This window comes from Candidatus Chloroploca sp. Khr17 (assembly GCF_004138165.1).
In the GTDB taxonomy this organism is placed as follows: Bacteria; Chloroflexota; Chloroflexia; order Chloroflexales; family Chloroflexaceae; genus Chloroploca.
This window is the reverse complement of sequence record NZ_RYFF01000018.1, coordinates 81,410-102,584: the sequence shown is the minus strand read 5'-3', so window position 1 is coordinate 102,584 and position 21,175 is coordinate 81,410. Positions and strand designations below refer to the sequence as shown.

At 57.4% G+C, this 21,175-nt stretch carries 17 protein-coding genes and 1 pseudogene; 6 read left to right on the top strand and 12 right to left on the bottom strand.

What is annotated here, in order from left to right:
• The coding region (locus EKD05_RS12660) for a Calx-beta domain-containing protein (protein ID WP_305038303.1) at positions 1 to 2,876 on the bottom strand (2,876 nt) is incomplete at its 3' end.
• Positions 2,877 to 2,925: 49 nt separating this feature from the next.
• Positions 2,926 to 5,202 (bottom strand): ATP-binding protein, encoded by a 2,277-nt coding sequence (locus EKD05_RS12655; protein ID WP_129673224.1) that lies wholly within the window; start codon positions 5,200 to 5,202, stop codon positions 2,926 to 2,928.
• A 308-nt stretch (positions 5,203 to 5,510) separates the two neighbouring features.
• Here EKD05_RS12655 and EKD05_RS12650 point away from each other — a divergent pair, with 308 nt between their 5' ends.
• Entirely contained in the window at positions 5,511 to 5,753 is a 243-nt protein-coding gene (locus EKD05_RS12650; RefSeq protein WP_129673222.1) for a cyclic-di-AMP receptor, read from the top strand.
• A gap of 12 nt (positions 5,754 to 5,765) precedes the next feature.
• On the top strand, positions 5,766 to 6,938 hold the full coding sequence (locus EKD05_RS12645) for a glycosyltransferase family 4 protein (RefSeq protein WP_129673220.1): 1,173 nt from the start codon (positions 5,766 to 5,768) through the stop codon (positions 6,936 to 6,938).
• A 29-nt stretch (positions 6,939 to 6,967) separates the two neighbouring features.
• Here EKD05_RS12645 and EKD05_RS12640 read toward each other — a convergent pair whose 3' ends face one another.
• From EKD05_RS12640 to EKD05_RS12625, 4 genes are all read right to left on the bottom strand, one after another.
• The gene (locus EKD05_RS12640) at positions 6,968 to 7,672 is read right to left on the bottom strand and encodes a DUF1269 domain-containing protein (RefSeq protein WP_129673218.1); all 705 of its coding nucleotides are present in this window, start codon (positions 7,670 to 7,672) and stop codon (positions 6,968 to 6,970) included.
• A 153-nt stretch (positions 7,673 to 7,825) separates the two neighbouring features.
• Positions 7,826 to 9,142 carry an NAD(P)/FAD-dependent oxidoreductase gene (locus EKD05_RS12635; RefSeq protein WP_165360718.1) on the bottom strand — a complete coding sequence of 439 codons (1,317 nt, stop codon included), beginning with the start codon at positions 9,140 to 9,142 and terminating at the stop codon, positions 7,826 to 7,828.
• A 17-nt stretch (positions 9,143 to 9,159) separates the two neighbouring features.
• Positions 9,160 to 10,029 carry a UbiA family prenyltransferase gene (locus EKD05_RS12630; RefSeq protein WP_129673214.1) on the bottom strand — a complete coding sequence of 290 codons (870 nt, stop codon included), beginning with the start codon at positions 10,027 to 10,029 and terminating at the stop codon, positions 9,160 to 9,162.
• A 38-nt stretch (positions 10,030 to 10,067) separates the two neighbouring features.
• Positions 10,068 to 11,486, bottom strand: coding sequence for a cell wall metabolism sensor histidine kinase WalK (locus EKD05_RS12625; protein WP_165360717.1), 1,419 nt, complete (start codon positions 11,484 to 11,486; stop codon positions 10,068 to 10,070).
• A 49-nt stretch (positions 11,487 to 11,535) separates the two neighbouring features.
• Between EKD05_RS12625 and EKD05_RS27180 the strand changes: the two are divergent.
• Positions 11,536 to 11,628, top strand: a pseudogene (locus EKD05_RS27180) (phosphonate ABC transporter, permease protein PhnE); the annotation flags it as partial.
• Between the two features lie 81 nt (positions 11,629 to 11,709).
• On the opposite strand, the gene msrB reads toward EKD05_RS27180, so the two are convergent.
• Positions 11,710 to 12,153, bottom strand: a complete 444-nt coding sequence (msrB, locus tag EKD05_RS12615; protein ID WP_129673210.1) for a peptide-methionine (R)-S-oxide reductase MsrB — start codon at positions 12,151 to 12,153, stop codon at positions 11,710 to 11,712.
• Between the two features lie 128 nt (positions 12,154 to 12,281).
• Between msrB and EKD05_RS12610 the strand changes: the two genes are divergently transcribed.
• The 3 genes from EKD05_RS12610 to EKD05_RS12600 are packed head-to-tail and all read left to right on the top strand — an operon-like array spanning position 12,282 to position 14,986.
• Positions 12,282 to 13,190: an alpha/beta hydrolase gene (locus tag EKD05_RS12610; protein ID WP_129673208.1), complete on the top strand. Its 909-nt coding sequence runs from the start codon at positions 12,282 to 12,284 to the stop codon at positions 13,188 to 13,190.
• A complete protein-coding gene (gene trmD, locus EKD05_RS12605; RefSeq protein ID WP_129673206.1) occupies positions 13,187 to 13,924 on the top strand; it encodes a tRNA (guanosine(37)-N1)-methyltransferase TrmD in 738 nt (245 codons plus the stop codon). Before EKD05_RS12610 ends, trmD begins: the two co-directional genes overlap by 4 nt.
• Before the next feature lie 21 nt (positions 13,925 to 13,945).
• Positions 13,946 to 14,986: a methyltransferase domain-containing protein gene (locus EKD05_RS12600; protein ID WP_129673204.1), complete on the top strand. Its 1,041-nt coding sequence runs from the start codon at positions 13,946 to 13,948 to the stop codon at positions 14,984 to 14,986.
• Positions 14,987 to 15,059: 73 nt separating this feature from the next.
• Here EKD05_RS12600 and EKD05_RS12595 read toward each other — a convergent pair whose 3' ends face one another.
• The 5 genes from EKD05_RS12595 to EKD05_RS12575 form a co-directional block, all read right to left on the bottom strand.
• On the bottom strand, positions 15,060 to 16,160 hold the full coding sequence (locus EKD05_RS12595; protein WP_129673202.1) for a hypothetical protein: 1,101 nt from the start codon (positions 16,158 to 16,160) through the stop codon (positions 15,060 to 15,062).
• A 14-nt stretch (positions 16,161 to 16,174) separates the two neighbouring features.
• Positions 16,175 to 16,888, bottom strand: a complete 714-nt coding sequence (gene hisA / locus EKD05_RS12590; RefSeq protein ID WP_129673200.1) for a 1-(5-phosphoribosyl)-5-[(5-phosphoribosylamino)methylideneamino]imidazole-4-carboxamide isomerase — start codon at positions 16,886 to 16,888, stop codon at positions 16,175 to 16,177.
• A complete protein-coding gene (gene hisH, locus EKD05_RS12585) occupies positions 16,888 to 17,580 on the bottom strand; it encodes an imidazole glycerol phosphate synthase subunit HisH (RefSeq protein ID WP_129673198.1) in 693 nt (230 codons plus the stop codon). Before hisH ends, hisA begins: the two co-directional genes overlap by 1 nt.
• Positions 17,581 to 17,584: 4 nt before the next feature.
• Positions 17,585 to 18,628 (bottom strand): histone deacetylase, encoded by a 1,044-nt coding sequence (locus EKD05_RS12580; protein ID WP_129673196.1) that lies wholly within the window; start codon positions 18,626 to 18,628, stop codon positions 17,585 to 17,587.
• A 183-nt stretch (positions 18,629 to 18,811) separates the two neighbouring features.
• On the bottom strand, positions 18,812 to 20,923 hold the full coding sequence (locus tag EKD05_RS12575) for an alpha-amylase family glycosyl hydrolase (protein ID WP_129673194.1): 2,112 nt from the start codon (positions 20,921 to 20,923) through the stop codon (positions 18,812 to 18,814).
• Between the last annotated feature and the right edge of the window lie 252 nt (positions 20,924 to 21,175).

The following is a 21,175-nucleotide window of genomic DNA, read 5'->3' as shown; positions in this document are numbered from 1 at the left end:
GTCGGTTGGCTCTCCAAGCGCACCGCGTAGCTCGCACTCGCCCCACCCTCGGCCACGTCCACCGTCGTCGGCGTGATGGCGACGCCCGCCGTGTCGTTGTCAAGAATCTCAATTGTTATAATCAGATCCGCAGATTGATTATAATTCGGGTCACTACTTAGTAAAGTATGGCGTATATCAGTTGCATGCAGATCATCTTCATCAATACGATCATCAACAGCCCTGACCGTCACTTCACGTGCATCATTCCAATTATCGGGCGTAAAAATCAACGATGCTGGTGTGACGGTAACCTGGGAAGCATCATAATCAAGGTTGACGACAACCGGTGCCACTGGCTGACTCGCAAGATTGACCAGGTAGGTTGTCTGATGATTCGCAGCATTGGGATTTTCACTCACCCGGAGATTGCCCGTGATGGCAATCAACCCCGAGGAGTCATTATCAGTAATACGCCCAACGACTGTCTGGCGCAGGCCCTCGTACTTCGGGTCACTGCTTGCTGTTGTGTGATGAATGCGCTGGAAATGGGGATCAAGTTCGTCAGCGCGATCATCAATCGTTGTCACCACGATGCTCTGAGGCACATTCCAATTTTCCGCCGTAAAGCGGAGTTCATTGGCACTGAGCGTCACTTCACGCGGCAAACGTGCATCGAGCGGGTTGGCCGGATCAAAACTGAGCCCTACCAAAACCGGGGCAGTTGGCTGACTATTCAAACGCACCGTATAGGTACCCATATGATTCGGATGCCCCGGTGTTTCATGCAGCTCAAGAATCAACGGATCAATCAGCAAGCCTGCCGTATCATTATCAAGAATTGTAAACTCAATTGGAAACAACGGGACAAAAGGCGCTGTCCTCTGATCGTATCTAGAGTCAGTACTTGCCACTAAATGATCAACAAAGGTCGTATACAGATCCGCTTCATCAATCACATCATTGACGGCAGTAACCTTCACGACCTGAGGCACATTCCAATTGCTCGCATCAAACTGGAGCACGACCGGTTCAAGTGAGAGTTGAGCGCGATCAAAGACGACACTGAGCGTGACCGGAGCAAGCGGCTGCGTCTTCAGGCGCAACGAGTAGGTCGTTTGATGATCAGATACCGCAGGATTTTCACTCAACTGCCGCTTACCAGTCACGATCTCAACGCCTGCCGTATCATTATCGCGAATGCTCACGACTACATCAGGCACAGCAAAAACGGCTGTCGCCTGGTTATACCGAGGATCAAGGCTCGCTAGGGTATGGCTCATCCGGCCCGTATGCAGGTCATCCTCATCAATCAGGTCATCAGCCACCGCAAAGGAGACCGTCTGAGGAACATCCCAGGTGTCGGGAGTAAAGAGCAATTCAGGCACGGCAACCGCCAGTTGCACATCCGGATTCAGGCGCACCACCACTGGATGCACAGGCTGGCTCTTCAACACCACCGTATAGGTTGCCGACTGACCCTCGTCCAGCGTAAACGCCGTCTGGTTCAGCGTTACCCCGGCGGTATCATTGTCTTCCACCGTGAGCACATAAATGCTTGGACTGCCAAGGTTCGCGTTGGTTGGTGAACCAAGGGTAATAAGCAGGTTGCGATCGTCTTCATCAATGCGATTATCACTGATCCCGAAACGCAGCCGCACACTCGTTGAACCGGCGGAAATCAGCACCGTCCCATCCCGAAGCGTATGTTCACTCTGGGGCAAAGTACCACCAACAACAAACGGTACCTGGACATCAAAGGCACTCGGCTGAGTCAACTCAATCGTCACCGACGTGCTACCAACATCCTCGCTCACCCGATGACTGCTCCCAAGAAAGCGCACTGTTGGCGGCGCATTGCTATCAAGAATAGTCAGCACAGCGGTTGGCGAGCCAACCAGCGTCGCATTGACGGGATTACTCAACCGCAGCAAGACCGTCTCGGGAGGTTCGTTCAGTTCATCGGGCAAAATCTCGATCCGAATCGTCTGAAAGACCTCACCAGGGCGAAAGACCAGGCTGCCACTGGCTGGGCGATAGTCAAGCCCCGCCGTTGCCGTTCCATCACTGGTCTGATAGGCCAACGAGACCGTACGGAAAAAAGGCTCGCTCAGGCGAACCTCAAAAATCGCAAAACCATCCCCTTCACTTGCCGTCACCGCAGTCGTTGAAAAGCCTACTGCCGGTATTTCTGGTTCAGGCGTTGCCGTTGGGGTCGGCATATTCGTTGGCGTCGCCGTTGGAGGCGCGGACGTCGCCGTTGGAGGCGCAGACGTCGCCGTTGAAGGCGCAGACGTCGCTGTCGCAGTGGGTTGCCCAGGCGTCGTTGGTGTCGCTGAAGGCGAGGTATCGGTAGTTGCAACTGGTGTTGCTGGCAACGGTGTCACCGAACCACCAGGGGCAGTGATTGGCGTTGCTGTCGGTGACGCATCCACAGGCGTCGCCGCCGTCGGCGTTGCGACCAGAGGAGGCCCAGAGAGCGGTGTTGCCGTCGATGGCGGGGCAACGGTCGCCACACTCGTCGCGGTTATCAGGCCAGCAGGTAACACCGTTGGTGACGTTGTTGGTGAAGACGTCGGACTAGCCGTAGCCTCGGTCGCTGTAGGCGAGGGAGTTGGCGTCGGATCAAGCGGATCTGGCAACCCAAACTGGCTCACCGGCGGAGCCGTCGGCAAGATACCGCCTGGCACATTAGCGTCCTGTTGATTGCGATCCAGTTCAGCCGCCTCGATCAGGGGTCCACTGGGCGGCTGACTCCTCCGGAAGGGCAAGGGCCAGAATGAATAATTCGGGCGCTCATCTAGCAAACCAAATTCGCCACTGTAACGCGAAATGCCCGGCATCGCGAACTCCAACGCAATGCGAGCAACACCGAGCAAGCCCACCCCAAGGAGCATAAGGGCTAAGATTATTAACCATGGCAGCGGCTGCTTCCAGATCGTGCGATCAGGCAGCCGTAGCCATTTGGGTCGTCTTTTCAGGGCTTGGAATATCATCAGCGTAGCGCAACGTAAAGAAGAACGTACTGCCTTGGCCGGGGACACTCTGCACCCCAATCGTGCCCCCTTGACGTTCTACCAACTGTTTACAAATCGCAAGGCCCAACCCGATCCCACGTTCCGCAGAATTAATGCCCTCACTGGTACCATCACCACGAATAAACCGCTGAAAGATCTGATCGTGCATATCAACTGACACACCACGGCCTGTATCCTCGACCTCGACCCGAACATGATCGTGGCAATCAATGGCACGCAGGGTAATCGTGCCTTGTACCGTGTACCGACGGGCATTATCAAGCAATTGATACACAACCTGGCGCACATGATCAAAATCGGCCATCACCATACGCAAATGCTCAGGGATCTGGATCTGGAGCGCCAAACCCTTGGCTTTAATCTGGCTCTGTACGCGCCAATGACTCTCATCAATTGGCAAACGCAGATCCACCGGCCCAAGCTCAGTCGTCACCACCCCGGCATCAAGGTTCGCCACCGTAATCACATTCTGGAGCAAACCAGCCATATTATGGGAGTGTTGACGGATCGCATCCACAAAGACGACCTGGTCATCGTCGAGTTTCCCCACCAGACCACGGAGCAACAGATCGGCATTGCCACTGATCACTGTAAGCGGGGTGCGCAATTCGTGCGAAATGGTTCCAATAAAGTTTGTTTTCGCCCGGTCAACGGCAACCTCAGCGGTCATATCCTGCAACAGACAGACAAAACCCGAACGGGTTTGATCCGCCCTCCTCACTGGTGCCAGCGACACCCGAACAATATAGTTACCAAGCATATAGAGTTCCTGATCGCGCTGGGAAGCAAACTCAGGCACTCCCTCCACCATCCGTTTCATCGGAATATCGCTGAGGCGCTGCGGCCCAGGGTCGCTCTCGTCAATGCCAAGCAACTTCCGTGTTGCCCGGTTGATCAACGTCACAATCCCTTGATCATCAATGACCACAATGCCATCGGTGATGCTATCAACAATCGCGGCCCGTTGCGTCGAATCGGCATCGACCCGAGCTAACAACTCGGTTAGGAACTCGGTCATCGTATTGAAACTGAGGGCAAGATCGCCGATCTCATTCACCACATGCACATTGGCCCGCCGCACCAGGTTGCCACTGCTGATGTCATTGGCTGTCTGTACCAACTCTTCCAGCGGGGACGTAAAATACCGCGCAATCCCGATGCCCGCCCCAAAGATCGCAAGCGCAAGAACAAAAACAACCCCCAGAATCGGCCAGAAGACCGAATTGGTCGCCTGGATAATCTCACGCATTGAAAGCCCCGTCGCAACATAGCCGAGATGGGTGCCATGCACAATCAGGGGCACGTACGCAAACTTGAAATCTTCGTCGGCGATCACTTGTTGCACAAGCAATGGTTCAGTAAAGCGATTGAACGAATCAGCATTGTTCAGAAAGCGCTCCAGCGCCTCCGGACTCATCGGCGGTACGGCGACCGGCTGAGCCAGCAATTTCGGATTAAAGGCCGCCTCGATGAATGTGCCATCAGGCGCATAGAGCACCACGCCATCGGATTGCGAGCGCATCAGCAACGTATTGACGAGGTTATCGGCACGCATCGCGACAATGACGCCCCCCACGACCGCGTCTTCATAACGCACCGGGGCGACCGTCGCAAAATAAAAGGTATTGGTATCGGTAAATTCGATCAGGGCAGGAAATTTGTCGACCGAATCGTCAACCCCAAGCCTCAAGATCGCGTCAACAAACCAGACATCCCGAATATCACGCTGCGGATGCTGAAGATATGTTGTCTGCGTAGAATCAGGCGGACGCTCAAAATCAACCAGGGTCTTCCCATCACGATCAAACGCGATTAGCCGATCCAGGCGCACCCCGCTGCGATTTGTTCCCAGCCGAAAGAAGAGATCAAGCACTGATGCAAGCGCTTCAGGGTCTTGAGCATTGAGCGCGTCAGGCACTCCGGGTATGTCCAACGTGTCATCTGGTGCCGCAAAGGTTACATCACGCAGAAAGTCGAGATTCATCTCCTCTTGCAAGGTAAATGAATTGCGCACCAGATTGGTAACAATAATGACCTGATCTTCCAGGCGATCGTTCAATAAACGAGTGTAAAAGAAAAATGTATATAAAGCCCCGACTAGTACTACACAGATGGTCAGAAACAAAAATGGTAGCGTGATCTGGTAACTGAGCCGGGAGTTCAGCTTCTTCCAGATCTTACCCATAAAAGCCACCTTTGGCCTATGTTCATTTGTCAATTGACAAACAGCACAATATCACGGGATTGCGCAAAACCTGAACCCCCAACCATAAGTATAAAAGGTCAAAGAAGGAAGAGCAAGACCTGGATGGGGGGTTTAGATAACAGTTTTGTTACATTTTGCGGGAACAACGCCAGTTTGACCTAGCGTTGTTCCCGCAAAGCATGAAACGCTTGAGGGCGCAGCCTCATACGCAACAGATCATGCTATAATGCTATCGTTCGCGACACAGATTTGCCGAAGAACAGGGCACGCTCGCACCGAGAAAAATCATGAAACTTATCGTCTTTGTCACAAATGATAGCGATGCTGACGCAAGCGTTGATGCCTTGGTAGAGCAGGGCTTTCGCGTGACACGCCTGGCAACAACTGGTGGTTTCCTCAGACGTGGCAATACGACGCTGCTCGTAGGTGTTGAAGATTCACAGGTCGAGCAGACGCATGCGTTGCTCAAGCAAGTTGCCCCAGGCACCCTTGCAATTACGATGGATCTCGACCGCTACGAGCGGCTTTGACATAAATACACTTTGCGTATCCTCTATATTGCTGCTGGCATTCCTGTTCCTGGCACGCTTGGGGGCAGTACCCATGCCTATGAAGTCGCCCGGGGGCTCGCGCAACGCGGGCATACGGTGCATCTGCTTGCCTCTTCCCACGAGGGGTGGGGCGGTCTCGCTCCCTTTGTGCGTCCAGTTTCCCTCGCTGCCGATGGCTTTGTGTTGCATCAGCAGGATGTGCCCAAGACGCTGAGCCTGTTGACGTTGCCAACGGTACTGCGCCTGGCACGTGCGGTGCAGCCCGATCTCATTATCGAGCGCTATTATAATTTTGCAGGCGCAGGGATTCTTGCCGCTCATGCGCTTGGCCTTCCGGCCCTGCTCGAAGTCAATGCGCTGATTGTTGATCCGCCCGAGATTGCCAAACGCCGCCTCGATGATGCCTTTGGTGGCCCGTTGCGCCGCTGGGCCGAGTGGCAGTGTCACCACGCCGCCGCCATTATTACCCCATTGCATACAACCGTCCCGGCAAGTATCCCCCGCTCCAAGGTGATCGAATTGCCCTGGGGAGCCGATGTGGAACGGTTTACCGCTGTGGCCGCACAACGCGCACCGCGCCGCTCAGGCCGCCCGCGCATCGTCTTTATGGGGTCGTTCCGGGCCTGGCACGGTGTCACCGATGTGATCCGCGCCGGTTTGCTGCTGCTCGCCCAGGGGTACGATCTTGAGATCATGTTGCTTGGCGATGGGCCTGAACGCGCTGCCGCCGAGGCGCTCGCCGCACCACGGGCAAGCCATTTTCATTTCACGGGGGCTGTACCCTATGCGCAGATTCCGGCGTTGCTCGCCAGGGCCGACGTAGGCGTCGCTCCTTTTACGACCGCGCCTCACCCCGCCCTCCGTGCCGCCGGTTTCTTCTGGTCGCCCCTCAAAATTTATGAGTATATGGCCGCCGGGTTGCCCGTCGTCACCACGGCGATCCCTCCCCTTACAACCGTGATCCGTGAGGGTGAGGAAGGGGCACTCTTTGCCGAGGGGGATGTCGCTGGGTTTGCCAGCGCTATCAGGCACGTACTGGCTGATCCAGTGGCCGCCCATGCCATGGGCCAGCGCGCACGGGCACGCGTGGTTGAACACTACTCGTGGCAGCACCATTGCGCCGCGTTAGAAAAGATTAGCGCTGGAATCTCAGGCTTTGCCTGAGATTCCAGCGCTTCAACGAAGCACCCTCGCTACTGCTTGGGCTCGTCCGCTTTGTTTGGCTCAACTTCGCTCGCTTCGCCTTCGATGATCTGCTCACCAGCAGTTTCGATGCTGATCTGCGCATTCGCCGCAACGACGCCCTCTTCAGTGACGAGAATGCCAGCAATCTCGATCTCGTCTTCGCCCGCGGCCAGCCGTGAGGCCAGCAGGCCTTCGGTCGTCTCAAGCATCGTGTAGGCGACCTCATTGCCTGTCTCAAGCTGCGCCGCAATATCGGCGGTGATCGCCTCGGTGATCAACTGCGCCCCAGCCTCGGCCAGCATCTGCTCGATCTCAGCGACCCAGCGATGCTCGATCACCGCAATGATCGCCGAGGTGCCAGGCTGGAGGGCCTCGCCCATCTCGCGTAGCCGCCGATCCGAAAAGCCAGTGTCACGCAGTTTGGTCGCCAGGCCACCGAGCAATGCACCGACAGCCGTGGGCAAGAGAATTGGCCCAGCCATGACACCAACCACCGCCCCTACGACACCGCCACCAAGCATGCCACGCTTGCCGCTGATGTCGGTGGCCTCTTTAATATGCAGCTTGCCCTTGCTGTCGCGTCGCAAAACTGCCGCACGTTGAATGCCAATCAGCTTCTCGCGTCGCGCCTGCTTCAGCATCTTCAAGGTATCGCCAGCCGCACGCTCATCCTGAAAAGCTGCAACAATGAATTCAATAGGTGTATCGGTCATCTACATCCTCCATTTAAACATATCTTACCTATTATATGGTACCACAATCAAACCAGGGCCGGGATCATCCCCAAGGATAGGCGAGGAGCGAGCGGGCCCCACATCGTGCTGCTATCAAGCGACCAGTGTCACTGGTCGCTTGATAGCAGTACCTCACGCCATGCGCTGCAATAAACGCTGGGCGGCTTGCTCGCCGCTGACCAGCGCCCCTTCAATAAATGGCCCCCCCAGGTAGTCACCCGCAAAGACGATCTGCCCCTGTTCGATGGTACCATTGGCAAAGGCATTGAGTCGCCGGAAACGGCCAACATTGAATTCGGGAAGCGCTTCGGGGCACCGGTAGAGACGTTGCACCTCGAGGCCAGGCGTCGGATCGTACGTTGGCAAGAGTCGCCGGAGATCGGCGAGCATCAAACGTGCCAGGGTCTCATCATCTTGCTGGCGCAACGCTGCGGTGGCTGGCCCGCTCAAGTGCAGGCAAAGTGTAGCACGACCCGCCGGGGCCGTGGTCGGATCTTTGACCGTTTGCAACGTCGCCGAGGCAAGGAAGGGTGTTTCTCGGCGGGGAAAGAGCAGGCCGTAGATCGCCTGAGGCAAAGGTGTACGCGTGCCAAGCGCAAGGTTGACGGTTTGTGAATAGACAATTGCCTCGAAAAAACGCCGCCGCTCGTGATCAAGCCAGGGCAAGAGATGTGGCACCACCGTTGCCGTGGTTGCAATCACAATCCCATCAGCCTCAAGAGTCGCTCCTCCATCCTCATCCTGAACGTGAAGCGCGTAGCCACCATCTGCATGTGGTGTAATGGTACGCACTTCGACACCCAGGCGTACCTGAAGATTACCGGCAAGTGCGCGGGCCAGCCCCCCCAGACCGCCACGCAGCGTAAAGAGTTGCAAGCCTGTCGGTCGACTGAACCCCGCCTTGAGCACCATCAACAGGAGCGCCCGCGAGGTTCGCTCGGGTGTCCAGTAGAAAATCCCTGCGATCGGTGGTTGCAACACATATTCAAGCAACTCACGCGAGAAGTGGGCCAGTGCATAACTGCTGACATCCTGGTCATCAATTGGATAGGCTTTGTGAAAGCCATAGAGATCGAGCCGAGCGCGGTGACGTACCAGCGAAGCGAGGAGGTACGTCAACGGCAGTTTCTGCTGTGACCTGATCAGGTGGGTGAAAGCCAAACGTAGATTAGGCCAGAGCGGATAGAGTTGTCCGTCACGCAAAATCGCCGAACTACGGGGAATACGCTGCAGCTGTTGGTGCAAGCCAAGTTCACTAATTAACGCCAGGGTACGCGTATAAAAGCTGGCAAGAAACTCGGCCCCAAGCTCAAAGGCGTAGCCATCAACCAGTGCGGTACGCGCACGCCCACCAACCTCTCGCTCACGTTCGAGCAGCGTTACCGTAGAACCAGCCGTTTGCAGATACCGCGCTGCCGCCAGACCCGCTAGTCCTCCTCCAATGACCAAAATGTGTCGTTGTTGCTTCAAGATCGTGAGCTAAGCAAAAGAATAGGAAAAAGATTTGTGATCCACATATAGCGCATTATTTTGAGGCTCAAGGTGATCGTTTCATCACTCGTTGAACGTAGCAAAAGCACGATCACAAAGAGCGTGGGCAGCAGGCCACAGGGCAACAGGGCGAGCGCATAGGCCCACGAAGCTAGGCCAAGCGGCCAGGGCAGCAAAGCCACCAGGCAAAAGAGCAACGCGAGCAGTTGAAAGATGCGCACCGCCCCTGGCACACCGGCATAGGTCGCCACCGTCGTTAAGCCAGCGGCCCGGTCGCCCTCGTGGTCAGCCGTCGTCTTCAAGACTTCATGGCTCACATCAAAGAGCAACATCAACCCTGCCACAACCCAGACCGCCAGGGTCATGCCGCCACCGGCAAGGGCACCGAAAAGCGGAATCAGCGCAATTAAGACGCCCATGCATGCATTGCCGAGCAGCACTGTTCCTTTGAGCACAAAAGAATAGAAGGTTGCTAGGGCAAGGGTCGTCGCAACCAGGGCCATGGGGAGCCATCCGAGCACGAGGGCCAGGCCGAGGGCCAGGCTCGCCAGCACAAGGGCAAAGCTCCGGGCATCCGCCTGACTCAAGCGACCGGCCGCAAGCGGGCGATGGGGTTTGGCAAGACGATCAACTTCGACATCAACCATATCATTGATGACAAAGCCAAAGGCCACCACCAGGCCAACAATCACCGCCGACAACCAGGCCGCCCCCGACCAGAGCGCCCCAGCGCCACCAGACAGATAGGCCCCAACCAGCGTATACATGCCTGCATAGAGGCTATTGGTAAACCGGGTAACTTCAAAGAACCCGATCAGTTGCTGCCGCACCCCACTTGCAACCACACCCGTTCCTTACGTTGCAACGCACCTCGCACCAACATCTATTTTGTTGCAGTATACACGAACTTCACCGCACCTTCATAAGGAACCTCAAGCCCAAAACATGCCCCGGGCACTTCTGTCACCTCAAGCCACGCCCGCCCACCATGCGCCTCGGCAATCTCACGCACCAGCGCAAGCCCCAGGCCAGCACTGCCATCGGTAGCCGGGTCGCCGCCACGGATCCCCCGCTGCCAGATGCGCTCACGCAACCCTTCTGGGACACCGGGGCCAGTATCCTCCACCAGCACCTGCGCCCCATGCTCCCCAGGCTGGCTTCGTACGATCACCCTACCGCCCGGTGGCGTCACCCGGATGGCATTATCAATCAGGTTCAGCAGCGCTTGCTTGAGGCGGTCACGATCACCGGCAATGTTCAGTGGCGCAGCGGAAGGTACCGCCGTCAGCGTCACGCCGGCACGCCGTGCCCGCCCCATCAGCATGGCTACAACCTCAGCCGCGAGTTCACCAAGCTCAACCGGGGTACGCGCCAGTAAACGAAGGCGCCCATCATCAGGAGGACGGAGCAAGTCATCAACCAGACGCCCCAAGCGTGCCGTTTCGCTCTCAAGCAATGCAAGGTTCGGGCGTTGAGCGTCGGGAAGGGCGTCGGCCAGATTCTCGAGCGTCGTCGCCATCACCGTGAGTGGTGTGCGCAACTCGTGGGAAATGCTGCGATAAAAATGCGCCCGCACTTGCTCAAGCTCTTGAATACGGGCATGATACGCCTGCACCCCAGCCTCAAGGCGATCGAGACTCTGGGTGAGCGCCACAAGTTCATCACGGCTACGCGAAGGATCAGGCGAACCAGATGGACCATAGCGTGCGGCGAGGGCCTCGGCGCGCCCGGTCAGACGTGCAATCAGGCGCACCAGGCCCCGTGCAACCATCACACTAACCAGACTCATCACCAGCGCTGCGACAAGGGTAGCCTGCACTACTAGGCGCCTCAAGGCCGCGAGCAACTGCGTCTCAGCCGTCGTCGCACGCGAAAGCTCAACCACCCCTATCAATCCGTCGGCCCCTGTAATCGGACTGGCCGCATAGTAACGGCCCTGAACCTGTGAAGCGGGGAGCGGAAAGGGCGGGGCAATCAGGGAAAGTACCGGGCGACTCGGAAATGGCCCCAACGCCGCATCGCCATACAAGCGCACCCCGGTCGTCGAAAAGAGACGAGCCTGGGTATCAACGGGCAGCAAATCAGCCCCGGGACGAGGCGAGGCAAGGGCTTGCAGTTGGGCGGGCGTCGCGGCAAGTTCACCAAGCAGCGCCGCATAGATCGCCGTCTGCGCTTGCAACTGTTGCATCCGCTGCGTTTCGAGATAACGCCCGGTCAACGCGAGCAACCCCCCGCCAACCAGCAAAAGTCCCACCAGCGTCACAAAAAGATAGGTTAGCACCAGACGAAGCGTGAGTGACATACGATTGCACAAACTAGCCCAGGTTGCCCCTGTATCGTACCACAACAACCTCTTTGGCTTTGGGCCACTGGCCGGTGTCTTGACCCTGAGCTTCGCGACCATCGGCTTTCTGGCGAAACTGCTCGCCGAAGCTATCGAAACCCGTGCGCAAGGCGCTTATGTAAACGGCATACCAAAACCAACCAGCTTCGCTGGTTGGTTTTGGTAGTATCTATAACCGCAACTAGCGGAAGAGGGCGGCGTATTCGCCGTAACCCTCTTCCTCAAGCTTTGAGGCCGGGATGAAGCGGAGTGAGGCCGAGTTCATGCAATAACGCATGCCCGTCGGGGTGGGGCCGTCATCAAAGACATGGCCCAGGTGTGAATCGCCGTGCCGCGAACGAACTTCTGTACGTGCCATCCAGAGCTTGCGATCAGTACGGGTGACCACATGATCGGGTTCGAGTGGTTTGGTAAAACTCGGCCACCCCGTACCCGAATCAAACTTGTCGAGCGAACTAAAGAGCGGCTCACCCGAGACGACATCCACGTAAATTCCTGGTTCTTTGTTGTCCCAGTACTCATTATGAAAGGCTGGCTCGGTTCCTTCGTGCTGGGTCACTTTATACTGCGTTGGGGTCAAACGCTCGCGCAATTCACTCTCTGCCGGTTTGGTGTATGTTTTCATGCAAAATGCTCCTTTTGAATAGTCTTTACCTATCTATTGTACCTCAAAATGTACAGGGCTGCCGCCCTGTACATTTTGAGGTACAATAGCGAAGATACAAGCAAAGATAGCCCCTTACGGTAAACCCTATGCAAACAGGTTCTTCGTTGCGCTCCCTTTTGCTCACGACGGCGCTCGGTCTTGCGGGCGGGGCCGTCGGGGCAACGTGGTATGTGACCAACCGCGTCAGTCCCGAGCCGAGCCGCTCGTTTATGGATAGCTATACGTTTACCCCCTGGGAACTAGGGATCCCTTTTGAGACCGTCAGTTTTGTCGCCCGCGATGGGTTGCGCCTCCGTGGCTGGTGGCTGGTTCACGAGGCTGCTCGCGGTGTGGTGATCGGGTGCCACGGGCACGGTGGCAGCAAAGATGACCTGCTCGGCATTGGCTCGCAGCTCTGGCAGGCCGGATATAGTGTGCTGGTTTTTGATTTTCGCGGGCGCGGTGACTCAGACCCTTGGCCGCAGACGTTGGTGAGCCGCGAGGTTGACGATCTCCACGCTGCCGTTGCGTTTGCCGCCGAGCGTGCGCCAGCGTTGCCCATTGGGGTCGTCGGGTTTTCGATGGGCGCTGCGGTCGCACTGCTCGCAGCGGCGAGTGAGCCACGCATTGCAGCAGTTGTCGCCGATAGCGCCTTTACCTCAGGCAGCGATGTGGTCGCGCACGGCATTCGTGCGACCCTGCGCATTCCTGCCGCTATGCTGGTGGTTGCCGCCGACGAACTCGTCCATCGCCGCCACGGGTATCGCTTTAGCCATGTGCGCCCGCTCGATGCGATCAGTCAGCTTGCCCCCCGCCCGGTGATGATCATCCACGGCCAGGATGATAGCCTCGTGCCGGTTGCCCACGCCCACCGCCTCTATGCGGCTGCCAGTGAGCCGCGTACCCTCTGGGTTGTGCCAGGGGTCGAACACTGCGGCGGCTATTTTCTTGACCGGCCTGAGTATTGCCACCGTGTCCGCAGTTTCTTCGCTCAATATCTGGGTAGTCTCAGTTGAAATTCGATCTTTTGACCCTCTTCCCGGCGATGTTTACCGGGCCATTGACCGAAAGCATCCTCAAACGGGCACAGCAGGCCGGGCACATTACGGTGCAGATGCACAATATCCGTGACTGGGCCACCGACCGCCATCGCACCGCTGACGATGCCCCCTATGGCGGTGGCGCAGGTATGGTGATGAAGGCCGAACCCCTGGCCGCCGCGATTCGCGCCGTGCGTGGCGCTGACGATGCTCCCGTAATTCTGCTCAGTCCTGATGGCGAAACCTTTACCCAGGCCCTCGCCCACGAGTTGGCGACCTACCCGCGCCTGCTGCTCGTCTGTGGGCACTATGAGGGCGTTGACGAACGGGTACGCGAGCACCTGATCACCCGCGAACTCAGCATTGGCGATTATGTCCTGACGGGCGGCGAACTGGCCGCGATGGTCATCGTTGATGCCATTGCCCGCCTGGTACCGGGTGTCATTGATGCTGCGTCGATCACCGAAGAGAGTCACAGCGACTATCTGCTCGAATATCCACACTACACGCGCCCTGCCGTCTGGGACGGGCACGCCGTGCCACCGGTCTTGGTCTCGGGGCACCATGGCGAAGTCGCCCGCTGGCGTCGGCAAGAACGCCTACGTCGTACCTGGCTGCGTCGGCCCGACTTGCTTGAACGTGCCAATGCGGCCGGCTTGCTCACCGACACCGACCGCGCCTTTCTCGCATCATTGCAAGCGCCGGATTAGAACCCATGCAGAAACATTGTCATGCCATATCACCTTGAAGTTGTCATCGCCGCCGGTTTAGAAAGCCTTGCCCGTGAAGAGATCCAGCGTCTTGGGCGTGGCGCACGTCTCGCACCCGGTCAAGCTCCGGGTGTTCTGACTGTCCACTACGATGGCCCCTTGCAACGGCTCTTTACGTTGCGCCTGGCAACCTCAGTCTACCTGGTCAAACACTTCGCCATTCCCCGCCCGCGCGCCCTGCTTGGCGATCAACATCTGCGCACCGCCGTGGGGCTTGCCGAAACAGCGCTGAACCTCCATCATCGCGGCAGCTTTCAAACGCTCTATCTCAGTGCCGCCGGTGCAGAATCTTCCGTCCTGGCACGGCTCAAAGATGAACTGAGCGGGAGCCTCGGGCTACAACTGGGGCAAGACGATGGCGACCTGCTGCTGCGCTTGCGGCGCGGCCCAGGCGGGCAAGGCTGGGATCTGCTTGTACGCCTGACACCACGCCCACTGGCAACCCGAGCGTGGCGCATCTGCAATCGTGAGGGGGCGTTGAATGGCCCGGTCGCCCATGCGATGGCCCTGCTGACCCGCCCCGAGCCCGATGACATCTATCTCAACCTGGGATGCGGTTCAGGCACGCTGCTGATCGAACGACTGCAACTCGGTCGAGCACAACGCACCATTGGCTGCGATACCAACAGTGAAGCCCTGGCATGCACCCGCACCAACCTTGAGGCCGCCGGGCTGATCAATCGCTGCGAAATCACGCCCTGGGACGCCCGCAAGTTACCGTTGCCGGATGGCAGTGTTGATGTCATCACCGCCGATCTGCCCTTTGGTCATCTGGTCGGCAGCCACAACGAAAACCTTGACCTCTACCCGGCCCTCTTGCAAGAAGCCGCTCGGGTTGCCCGCCCCCACGCCCGCTGCGCCCTGCTCTCGCACGAAGTACGCCTCATGGAACGCCTGCTCGCAACGATGACCACCTGGCGCCTCATCGAGAACCTGCGCGTCGATCTCGGTGGACTCTATCCACGGATCTTTCTGCTACGCCGCACCAACCAGCGTGTCTGAGACGTGCAAACCGGCTGTGTGACGCACAAAAACAGCCAACTGAGTTGGCTGTTTTTGTGCGTCACACAGCCGGTTACCGGTCAGCCTCCCCACCCTTCGCCTCGATGAGGGCAGTCTGGTTGCGTTCAACAACCCCGCGCAACGACAACAGCAGCGCATTGAGACGTTCCATCTCGCGACGCTCGATCTCGATGATACGCGCAATATGCACCTGATCAGCGACCTCCAACCTCGCGACCGCTGCCGTCAGGCGCTGCTCGATCTCGCGGATATAACTATCAATCCGTTCCAGCCAATTGGTCAACTGACGCAAATGCTGCTCATCGGCCTCTTGCAAATCACTAATCTTCTCATCGGCCTGCTGCCGCACATCCTCTAGCCGCTCCTGATTCATCAAAAACCGCTCAGTCGAAATACGCTCGATGCGCTTGATGTCGGCATTGATATCAGGAAACTTGCTAGCAATTTCGGTAATCTGTCCGGGAAGGGTTTTAGCAAAGAGATTGACATGCTGGCGAATCTCATCAATGCGGTCAATGCGCGAGGCATGCTCTTGCAACACGGGGAAAACATCCGCCACTAGTTGCTGCGCCTCAACTGCCTGACGGCGCAGGCTCTGCTTCTCTATTTGCAACTCGTCATTGACGCGCCGAATTTCTTGCACCGTCGCGGTATCAGCCTCACGCAGGCGGTCGAGTTGCAGCAAAATTTGGCGCTGGCGATCATCAAACTCCTTCAGCTGCGCCTGAAACGACGGGATTTGCTGCTCGATATACTCAACCCGCCCGAGCCATGAGGCAATATAATCACGATCAGTCTTGCGGGCTTCGGCAACCTGCTGGATCTGCGTCTGAAGATCGCGAATGGGGCGCACCCCTTCGTCAATCTTGACCAGTGCCCCGGCAACCTCTTTGCGCAAATTCGTCACATCGCGACGCACTGCCTCGGTTGCCTGAGCAATCTCGTTCGTATGGCGCTCAAAAAGGGTCTGAACCTGAGCGACCATTCCCTCAGTCTTCCGCACCTGCTCAACCACCAGATTATATTTATTCGTCTGCTCTTTGATCAAGCGACGGAGTTCATCAATCTGGCCCTGGAGGTAAACAACCTGCGATTGCGCATGCGAACGCAACCGTTCTTCTTCATATTTGACCGTCAAATCAGGATTGGTCATGGAAATACCCTTCGCTAGCGTAACGCCGCAAGAGCCTGCGGCAGATCAATATTGCCATCATAGAGCGCTTTACCCACGATAGCCCCTTCGACCCCAAGCCGGGCAAGGCGCTGCAAATGGGCAATCTCGGCGATGCCCCCACTCGCAATCAAGGCCGGCCCATTGGGATCGAGCAACGCAGCCATCGCTTCAAAATTCGGCTCGGTCAGGGTACCATCACGGCTAATATCAGTATAGATAATGCGTTGCACCCCGAGATCAGCCATTCGGCGCACCAAATCAGTCGCCCAGATGTCCGCCGTCTCGAGCCAACCAGCGGTTGCCACCTTGCCATTGCGGGCATCCACGCCAACAATGACCCGTTCAGCAAAACGCTCAAGCAGGCGCACCACAAGCGCAACATCTTCAACCGCCGCCGTTCCAAGAATGACCCGCGCAACCCCAAGGTTCAGCACGGTATCAATATCGTGCTCGTGGCGCAAGCCACCCCCCAGTTGCACCGGGATCGTCACAGCTCGCACAATCGCACGCACGGCCTCAAGATTGGCCGATTGGCCCTGGCGCGCCCCATCAAGATCAACGACATGCAACCGGGTCGCCCCTTGAGCCGCCCACTGCTGCGCCATTGCCGCCGGATCATCGCTATAGACCGTCGTCTGGCTAAAATCACCCTGAAAGAGCCGCACGCAGCGCCCATCTTTCAGATCAATCGCAGGTATGATTTCCATTAACTGTTTGAGGTAGTGGTAGGAACATTGGATCGTCCGATGCCAATCTCCATACCAGATGTTCCACGACTACGAGAAGCGAAGTCCACAAAATTACGCAGCAACTGGAGCCCATAGCGTCCAGATTTTTCAGGATGAAACTGCACCGCAACCAAATTGTTGCGGATAAGCACCGACGGAAAGCTCAGGCCATAATCGGTCTGACCGGCGACCACCGCAGGATCATCAACTGCGCAATAGTACGAATGGACAAAATAGAAATCTGTGCCATCGGGAATCCCCGCAAAGAGGGGATGGGCGGCGAAAGCCGGGCGATAGTGAACTTGATTCCAGCCGATCTGCGGAATCTTGCCCGCCTCGTCAGGCAACCGTTGCACGGCCCCGCCAACAACCCCAAGGCAGGCGTGATCACCAAATTCCGTGCTGGTGCCAAGCAAAACCTGCATCCCAACACAGATCCCCAGGAAGGGGCAACCGCTTGCGACCAGATCGGGCAAGACTGCGGCCATCCCGATCTGTTGCAGGCTCTGCATTGTATCCGCCGTTGCACCAACACCGGGCAACACCACTGCATCTGCTTGTGACAGATCCTCGGGGCGCTCGGTCACAAAGAGATCCGCCCCAACCGCCTGCAAGGCCCGCACTGCATTGGGCAGATTGCCTGCCCCATAATTAATGACGGCAATTTTCATACACTTAGCCTAACAGCGGGTGACGTGCCCGCAAGGTCGTAATGATCTGCTCGATCTCCTCCATCGGTTCCGGCGAGGACATCGCGCCAATCGGATCAGGCCCTGGTGCCATACCGAGCAATTGACGGAGGGAGGCAACCACGCAGGCACTCAACGCTTCCAGATTATAACCGCCCTCGAGCACCATCACCATACGACCATCGCACAACTCGTCAGCCAGATCAAGCATGTGCTGATTCAAGGCCGCAAAACCATCAACCGACAGCATCATCGGCCCGAGCGGATCAGACCAGTGCCCATCGTACCCAGCCGAAACCATGATCAACTCAGGCTGGAAACGCTGCAACGCAGGGGTAATGACCTCGCGGAAGACCGTCGCATACCCGCGATCGCCAGTCCCAAAGGGCAACGGTACGTTGAGTGTCTGACCCAGCGCATCAACCCGATCACCCATCTCGGCCAGACTACCAGTGCCAGGGTAAAAAGGGGCCGCATGGGTCGAGCAAAAGAGCACATGCGGATCGTCGTAGAAGATATCCTGGGTACCATTGCCATGATGCACATCATAATCAACAATGGCAACCCGTTGTACCCCGAGTTGGCGCTGCGCATACCGTGCCGCAACCGCAATATTATTGATCAGGCAAAACCCCATCGCCTGCCCGGGCGTCGCATGATGCCCTGGTGGACGCACCAGCGCAAAAGCATGGCGTACACTTGAACCAGCCACCGCTTCGACCGCCCCAACCGCTGCCCCGGCAGCAAGGCACGCAATGTCCCACGAGTCCGCAGTTACATAGGTATCCGAGTCAAACTGGCCCCCACCATAGCTTGCCATCTGGCGCACCAACCGCAACAGACGTGGCGTGTGCACCGCTTCGAGCAATGCCTCAGCGGCAGGTTGAGGGAAACGATGTTGCAATTGCTGATGCAAACCCGACCGCGTGATCGCCTGCCGAATCGCCACAAGACGCGATGCTATCTCCACATGACCATGCCAAGTATGGGCATCAAAAGACGGATCAGTGAGAATGACACTACTGCTCATCGGCACTCCCTATCACCACTGTAGTGATCTCTATCATACTTGTATTGTACCGCACATCAGCCCAGGCCGAGACATCCTCACTTGCGCCTACGACAAGGATTTAGAAGATAGCAAAGAGGAAATAGCCGAGCGCATCAGAATGCGCTCCATCCCTCCGAACTGGAACGGAGCCAGAAGCCTTGCCTACAGCTCAAAACAATACACCCCGAACGGCGCCAGTTCAAGCTGGCGGATACTCGCTGCCTCGCTACTCGGGGCACTAAATGGTGCAAGCCCAAGTCGATCCACGAGTTTGCCCCGCTTCCAGCGCCCTGGCAGCTCAATGGTAGCGGTGATCGGTAGCGCTCCTGTGTGCATCACCCCCAGCAACCGCCGTCCCGCATATTCACGGATCACGAGCATCACCTGCGCTTGATCACAACGCACGTCGCGAAACAAAGCACGCCCATACCGTAACGCTGGCTCGGCCTGCCAGAGTTTTAGCAAAGCCCGTACAAACGCTTCGTCGTGGTGCTCCTGGCCCATCCAGAGTGAAGGGATAAAGCCGCAGAGGGCCATCCCTGCCAACATCATCCGACTCAAGCGCGAACCGCGCAAACCATCGGCCAGCGGGTTGAGCAGCGCTGTGTCGTGACTCTCGGTAAAACCGATCCGGGCCGCACCCCATGGGCGTGTCTGGAACAGATCATCCAGATAGACCCCGAGCTCGGCTGCGTCCATGCGTTGCAGCGCGGTATGCACAAACATATGATGCGCTGCATAATCATAAACACCATCACACACGGCGCTCGAGGCCGCTCCCGCATGGGTCGAAAAGAGGGTAAATGCCCAACCCTGTTCGGCAAACGTGCGACGGACATGGCTCAACCAGGTGAGTGGAACCAGCGCGTGGTCGCTGGCGTGCCCTGGCATCGAACGTTTCCAGTTGACAAACGGACTGTATGGCCCCAGGGCACGAAACCCATCAAGCTGAAAGGTCTCGGTCAGGTGACAGACATGATCGAGCAACAATGCTTGCACTTCGCTGTTGTGCCAATCAAGATAATAGCCACCAGGATACGCCACAGCCCCGGGGTGGCGACTCACCGCCGGTATCTGCTTAGGCTCAGACCATGCGAGACGGCCCATTTCGTCACGCACAAACCAGTCAGGATGCTCATGGACATACCGCGACGAGGGGGTACACCCTTGCAAGGGGAGGTCAAGGATAACCTTCATCGCTCGTTCATGCGCCCGGGCCACCAGGTAACGCAGATCGGCATCGGTTCCCTGAGCAGGCGCAAGCGTCGCGAGATCGGCAAAGGCATCAGCCTGACTATCGTCAGTGTGGATCGGACGCAAAACGAGCGTCCCAATCCCCAGTTCAGCAAGACGATCCACTTCATGGGCCAAGGCCGCTAAGCCACCATGCAATACCGCACTGGTCGTATAGATCGCCGTTCGCTCAAACCGATCAACCTGTGGCCCATAAACGTCGGGGCGGGTCACCTGGGCAAAACGCTCACGCGCTTTCGGCCACGCTTCATCAAGCAAGAGGAGATACTGCGCTCCAACCTCAAGTCGTTCGTTCGCTTCAAGCGTTCCCACAACGCCAACCTCGTGAGCAAACGAGACGGCATCAACCCAACCCGGCGTCCCTTCGACAAAGGGCAAGGCGGCATCGGTCAAGCTGTCGTACCAACAAAGCAACGTCTGATCTGGAAGGCCCCCATGCATCGCGAGTAGGCCTATGCCCTGCGTTGGCGCAGGCTCAAACGCCCCACCACCACGCAGGCCCGGCGCAAAAATGCGTCGCGGCAAGATATCCCGCCGCTGGGTGCTTGCGAGATCCAGCGGTACCCGTGGGCGCACACTATTGCCAGGTGCCTCGACGCGACACTGCTGCGGGTTGCCCACCCGCACGTTCGGCAACCAGAACCGCAGGCCATAGATCCGTACACCATCGAGCCCCACATTCTCGATCTGCACCGAGCGCTCCACCAGATCGCCACGCAAGGTGTAATACTCGCGCACCTTCAGTGGCCCCAACCCAATCGCGATCATCATCGCGAGCGCATCATCACGTTCAACCAGCGTGTGCCAGAGAAACCGCGCAAAGGAACGCGCTGCTGTCCATCCTGTGACATGGCCCAGCGCAAGATCCAAGCCCGTGTGAAGCGGCCCATGCCCCAACACATTCAAGCCACCAGGACGTGCCAGCACAACCAGAGCGCCATTCTCACGCGACCAGCCAAGTTCAAGGAAGGCGGTGCGCAAACGCACTTCACTGCCTGTCTCGATCAGATCGCCTTGCACAATGCTATACCCTGGTTCTAGATCTTCCGCTTCATACCAATGCTGTTTGAAGCTGTGAAGTACGTTTTCTGGTCTTCTGGAGTGCCGACTTTAGCCGGCTGAAGCCGGCCTTCCCTTTGACCGTATGTTAGAAAACTTACGTTACACACCTCTCAGACCTTATTATAGCATCCCGACCCTTATACAGTCCTACATCATTTCATAGAGCAGCCCTATTTGGTTTGTGTTTCAAGAGGGTCGGCTAAAGCCGAC

Bases quoted from the DNA above. Each gene is read 5' to 3' on its own strand.
- EKD05_RS12650 (WP_129673222.1), top strand. From the start codon at position 5,511: ATGAAACTTATCGTCTTTGTCACAAATGATAGCGATGCTGACGCAAGC.
- msrB (WP_129673210.1), bottom strand. From the start codon at position 12,153: ATGAAAACATACACCAAACCGGCAGAGAGTGAATTGCGCGAGCGTTTG.
- hisA (WP_129673200.1), bottom strand. From the start codon at position 16,888: ATGGAAATCATACCTGCGATTGATCTGAAAGATGGGCGCTGCGTGCGG.
- EKD05_RS12595 (WP_129673202.1), bottom strand. From the start codon at position 16,160: ATGACCAATCCTGATTTGACGGTCAAATATGAAGAAGAACGGTTGCGT.
- EKD05_RS12580 (WP_129673196.1), bottom strand. From the start codon at position 18,628: ATGAGCAGTAGTGTCATTCTCACTGATCCGTCTTTTGATGCCCATACT.
- hisH (WP_129673198.1), bottom strand. From the start codon at position 17,580: ATGAAAATTGCCGTCATTAATTATGGGGCAGGCAATCTGCCCAATGCA.
- EKD05_RS12640 (WP_129673218.1), bottom strand. From the start codon at position 7,672: ATGACCGATACACCTATTGAATTCATTGTTGCAGCTTTTCAGGATGAG.
- EKD05_RS12625 (WP_165360717.1), bottom strand. From the start codon at position 11,486: ATGTCACTCACGCTTCGTCTGGTGCTAACCTATCTTTTTGTGACGCTG.
- EKD05_RS12655 (WP_129673224.1), bottom strand. From the start codon at position 5,202: ATGGGTAAGATCTGGAAGAAGCTGAACTCCCGGCTCAGTTACCAGATC.
- EKD05_RS12610 (WP_129673208.1), top strand. From the start codon at position 12,282: ATGCAAACAGGTTCTTCGTTGCGCTCCCTTTTGCTCACGACGGCGCTC.
- EKD05_RS12600 (WP_129673204.1), top strand. From the start codon at position 13,946: ATGCCATATCACCTTGAAGTTGTCATCGCCGCCGGTTTAGAAAGCCTT.